Genomic DNA, 4,423 nt, shown 5'->3' on the forward strand with positions numbered 1-4,423 from the left:
CGCCGCCGGTCAGCTCGCGGATGCGCTTGCCGAAGCGCTTCCACTCCTTGGGGTCCTGGGTGTGCTCGTCCTTCCAGAACTTGTAGCCCTCGGCGCCCCGGTCGATGACCGCGGTGGCGCCCATGGCCCGGCAGATGTCGGCCTTCTCGGGGGAGGAGACGACGCAGATCGGGTTGGCGCCGCCGGCCAGCGCCAGCTGGGTGGCGTAGGAACCGAGGCCGCCGCTCGCGCCCCAGATCAGGACGTTGTCGCCCTGCTTCATCCCGGCGCCGTTGCGCGAGACCAGCTGGCGGTACGCGGTCGAGTTGACCAGACCGGGGGAAGCGGCCTCCTCCCAGGTCAGGTGCTCCGGCTTGGGCATCAGCTGGTTCGACTTCACCAGTGCGAGCTCCGCCAGGCCGCCGAAGTTGGTCTCGAAGCCCCAGATCCGCTGCTCCGGGTCGAGCATCGTGTCGCCGTGCCCCTCCGCGGACTCCAGCTCCACCGACAGGCAGTGCGCCACCACCCGGTCGCCGACCCGCCAGCGGTTGACCCCCGGCCCGGTGCGCAGCACCACGCCCGACAGGTCCGAACCCAGCACGTGGTACGGCAGGTCGTGGCGCCCGGTCTGCTCGGACAGGCGGCCGTAGCGCTCCAGGAAGCCGAACGTCGGCAACGGCTCGAAGATCGAGCTCCAGACGGTGTTGTAGTTGATGGCGCTCGCCATCACCGCGATCAGGGCCTCGCCCGGACCCGGCTGCGGCGTCGGCACGTCCTGGACGTGCAGGGACTTGCGCGGGTCCTTCTCCGACGAGGCCATCCCCTCGAACATGTCCGTCTCGTCCCGGCGCACCACGTTGCCCCGGTAGGAGGGGGGCAGGGCCAGCGCCGCGAAGTCGGCCGGTGCCGTGTCCTCGGACAGCAGGGCCTTGACGATCTCGTCCACGTGAGTTCCCTTGCGCATCGGCGGGGGCGCCGTCGGACCGGCCGGTAACCTCTCGGCCGCGCGCGCCCCCGGTCTCGGAGTGACGACGCGTCCGCGGCCGGCGGGCCGCCGTCTCCCGGCAGCCTGGGCGGCGCCGGTCGAGCGCCCTTCGAAGCCAACTCGACCGGCCTTGCGGACGGTGGAGGGACGCCCGCGCACCCGAATCCGTACCCGTAGAGGAGCGGCCGCCCCATGGTGACCTTCGTCAACAAGCTCGACGTCCACGGCGACCTGTCGGAGTTCCTCGCCGTCAAGAGCCGCGCCGCCCGCTTCGTCCGGGCCCAGCCCGGCTGCGTCAGCCACCAGACCCTGCGCCTGGTCGGCCCCGCGAACGTCTACGTCGAGCTGTCCGTCTGGCGCGACGCCGCCGCGCACCGCGCCGCGGTGACCAGCGAGGGCTTCCGCGACCTGGCCCGGGACCTGGCCGAACTGGCCACTCCCGAAACGGCGTTGTACGAGACCGTCACCGAGGGAGCCCCCGCCGCGGCGGCCGACGCCACCCGCTGACCCACGCCCCCGCCGCGAGCCCCGCCCCCCGGGACCGGCCGGACTCCAGGCACGGTCCACCGTCGCTCGAGCGGCGGTGGAGAAGGTCGAACGGCGACCGGCCGGACCTGGTCGAGGACGAGCCCCGCGGGCAGGTGAAGGCCGGATCCTCGGCGAGGACGCCAACTGTCCCACCCGCACGACCAGGAGCATGTCTATGCGATTGTCCTCACCCACCGCGTCCCGGGTGCACTCCCAGCTCACGCTGGAGGAGGTCACCAAACGCTACGACGACCACGTCGTGCTGGACCGGGTGTCGCTCACCGTCAAACCCGGTGAGAAGGCCGGGGTCATCGGCGACAACGGCTCGGGCAAGTCGACGCTCCTGCGGCTGATCGCGGGCGTCGAGGACACGGACAACGGCGACGTCACCGTGACCGCCCCCGGCGGCGTGGGCCACCTGCCGCAGCGCCTCGAACTGCCCGCCGGAGCGACCGTCCGCGACGTGCTCGACCAGGCGTTCGCCGACCTTCGGGACGTGGAGCGCCGCCTGCACGCGGCCGAGGACGCGCTCGTCGACAACGACCCGAAGCTGCTGGCCGAGTACGGCGACCTCCTCGCCGAGTTCGAGGACCGCGGCGGCTACGAGGCCGACGCCCGGGCCGACGCCGCCCTGCACGGCCTCGGCCTGCCCGGACTCGACCGGGACCGGGCCGTCGACACCCTCTCCGGCGGCGAACGCTCGCGCCTGGCCCTGGCGGCCACCCTCGCCGCCGCCCCCGAGCTGCTGCTCCTCGACGAGCCGACCAACGACCTCGACGACCAGGCCGTCGACTGGCTGGAGAAGCGGCTGCGCGACCACCGCGGAACCGTCGTCGTCATCACCCACGACCGGGCCTTCCTGGAGGCGGTGACCTCCACCATCCTGGAGGTGGACCCCGACACCCACACCGTCAACCGGTACGGCAACGGCTACCAGGGCTACCTCACCGCCAAGGCCGCCGCCCGCGCCCGCTGGGAGCAGGAGTACGAGGACCACCTCCAGGAGATCGCCCGCCAGGAGAAGCTCGCGGAGAACGCGGGCCGGATGCTCGCCGCCATCGCCAAGAAGGGCCCCTGGGCCTTCAGCGGATCCGAGCACCACCGGGCCCGTTCCTCCTCCTCGGCCACCTCGGGCAAGGCCCGCAACGCCAACGAACGGCTGCGCCGGCTGCGGGAGAACCCGGTGCCCGCGCCGCCCGAGCCGCTGCGCTTCACCGCCTCGCTCGCCCTCGGCGACGACTCCGGCTCCGCCGCCCCCACCGCCGCCCCCGCCGCCGTCCTCACCGAGGTCGAAGGCATCGAGGTGCCCGGCCGGCTGCGCATCGGGCACCTCGCCATCGCCCCCGGCGAACGCCTGCTGGTCACCGGACCCAACGGGGCCGGCAAGAGCACCCTGCTGCGGGTCCTCGCCGGGGACCTGGAGCCCGAGGGGGGCACCGTGCGCCGGGCCGCCCACATCGGCTGGCTGCGCCAGGACGAGATGCCCAAGCACCCCCGCCGCTCGGTGCTCGCGGAGTTCGCGGAGGGGCGCCCGGGCCACCCCGAGGAGCACGCCGAACAGCTGCTGTCGCTCGGGCTGTTCCGCCCCGCCGAGCTGGAACTGCCCGTCGGCTCCCTGTCGGTGGGCCAGCGGCGCCGCATCGACGTGGCCCGCCTGGTGACCCGTCCGGTGGACCTGCTGCTCCTCGACGAGCCCACCAACCACCTGTCACCGCTGCTGGTGGAGGAACTCGAAGAGGCCCTGTCCCACTACACGGGCGCCGTGGTCACCGTCACCCACGACCGCCGGATGCGCCGCGGCTTCCGGGGCACCCACCTGGAACTGCGCGACGGGGCCGCCGTCACGTCCTGACGCGCGACGCCGCCCCGCGGATCGCGTCCAGCAGGGCGGCCTGGCGCATCGACTCGGCGTCGAGCAGCGCCAGGCCGCCCCGCGTACGGCCCCGGTCCGCGACGGCGGCCGCGAAGAACCGCAGCACGGCCTCGAAGTGGTCCTCCGCCGGCACGCGCAGCTCGCGCGGCGTCGTGCCCACGACGAGCCGGACGACGGGGACGTGACCGGGTGCCGTCGTGAAGACGTGCTCCACGGACAGGGAGCCCTCGCTGCCCTGGATCTCGTACCAGGACCGGTAGTGGTGCTCCATGCCGAAGCGCAGCTGCGCCGTGGCCCCGTCCGGGGCGGCCAGCAGGGCCGCACCCGACAGGTCCACCCCGAGGCGGTCGTCGTGGCGCAGCACGGCCCCGGCCACGGACAGGCCCGTGCCGAGGAAGCGCAGGGCGGCGCGCAGCGGGTACACGCCGCTGTCGAGCAGGGCCCCGCCGCCGAGCGCCGGGTCGTGGCGGGTGTCGCCCTCGGGCCGGGGCGGGATGGTGAACGCCGCGGACAGCGAGCGCAGCGTGCCGAGGGTCCCGGCCTCCAGCAGGGCGGAGACCGTCCGCTGGGTGCCGTGGTGGAGGAACATGAAGTTCTCCAGCAGCACCAGGGAACGGGAGCGGGCGAGCGCGTACAGCCGCTCCGCGTCCGCGCCCCGGGTGGCCAGCGGCTTCTCCACGAGGACGTGCTTGCCGGCGCGCAGCGCCCGCTCCGCCCAGCCGGCGTGCAGCATCGTGGGCAGGCACAGGTACACCGCCGTCACGTCCGGGCGGGCCAGCAGTTCCTCGTACGAGGCCACGGGCTCCCCGCCGAAGCGGGCGGCGAACGCGGCGGCCCGGTCCGGGTCGCGGGCCGCGACGGCCGCCAGCGTCAGCGCGGGGGTGCGGGTCAGCGCCGGCAGGGTGCGGCGGGCGGCGATGTCGCCGCAGCCGAGGAGGCCGAGGCGCAGCGGGGTGGGGGGCACGGTCCGTCCTCGGGGAGGTTCAGTACAGGGTGTGCGCGCACACCACGAGGGTGCGCAGTTCGACGTCCAGGTGGTTCCCGTACGCCAGCAACTC

At 74.1% G+C, this 4,423-nt stretch carries 4 protein-coding genes; 2 read left to right on the top strand and 2 right to left on the bottom strand.

Annotated elements, in window-relative coordinates:
• On the bottom strand, nucleotides 1-925 hold a 925-nt coding region (gene ccrA, locus ABZW32_RS38925), incomplete at its 3' end, for a crotonyl-CoA carboxylase/reductase (RefSeq protein WP_356225530.1).
• A gap of 231 nt (nucleotides 926-1,156) precedes the next feature.
• Between ccrA and ABZW32_RS38930 the strand changes: the two genes are divergently transcribed.
• Both ABZW32_RS38930 and abc-f read left to right on the top strand, forming a co-directional pair.
• Nucleotides 1,157-1,471 (top strand): antibiotic biosynthesis monooxygenase family protein, encoded by a 315-nt coding sequence (locus tag ABZW32_RS38930; RefSeq protein ID WP_356225532.1) that lies wholly within the window; start codon nucleotides 1,157-1,159, stop codon nucleotides 1,469-1,471.
• A gap of 196 nt (nucleotides 1,472-1,667) precedes the next feature.
• Nucleotides 1,668-3,344: a ribosomal protection-like ABC-F family protein gene (abc-f, locus tag ABZW32_RS38935; RefSeq protein ID WP_356225535.1), complete on the top strand. Its 1,677-nt coding sequence runs from the start codon at nucleotides 1,668-1,670 to the stop codon at nucleotides 3,342-3,344.
• Here the strand turns inward: abc-f and ABZW32_RS38940 are convergent.
• On the bottom strand, nucleotides 3,334-4,329 hold the full coding sequence (locus ABZW32_RS38940) for a Gfo/Idh/MocA family oxidoreductase (RefSeq protein WP_356225534.1): 996 nt from the start codon (nucleotides 4,327-4,329) through the stop codon (nucleotides 3,334-3,336). The two genes, abc-f and ABZW32_RS38940, sit on opposite strands and share 11 nt — an antisense overlap.
• Between the last annotated feature and the right edge of the window lie 94 nt (nucleotides 4,330-4,423).

Source organism: Streptomyces sp. NPDC004667, from assembly GCF_040609475.1.
Classification (GTDB): domain Bacteria; phylum Actinomycetota; class Actinomycetes; order Streptomycetales; family Streptomycetaceae; genus Streptomyces.

Bases quoted from the DNA above. Each gene is read 5' to 3' on its own strand.
- ABZW32_RS38930 (WP_356225532.1), top strand. From the start codon at position 1,157: ATGGTGACCTTCGTCAACAAGCTCGACGTCCACGGCGACCTGTCGGAG.
- abc-f (WP_356225535.1), top strand. From the start codon at position 1,668: ATGCGATTGTCCTCACCCACCGCGTCCCGGGTGCACTCCCAGCTCACG.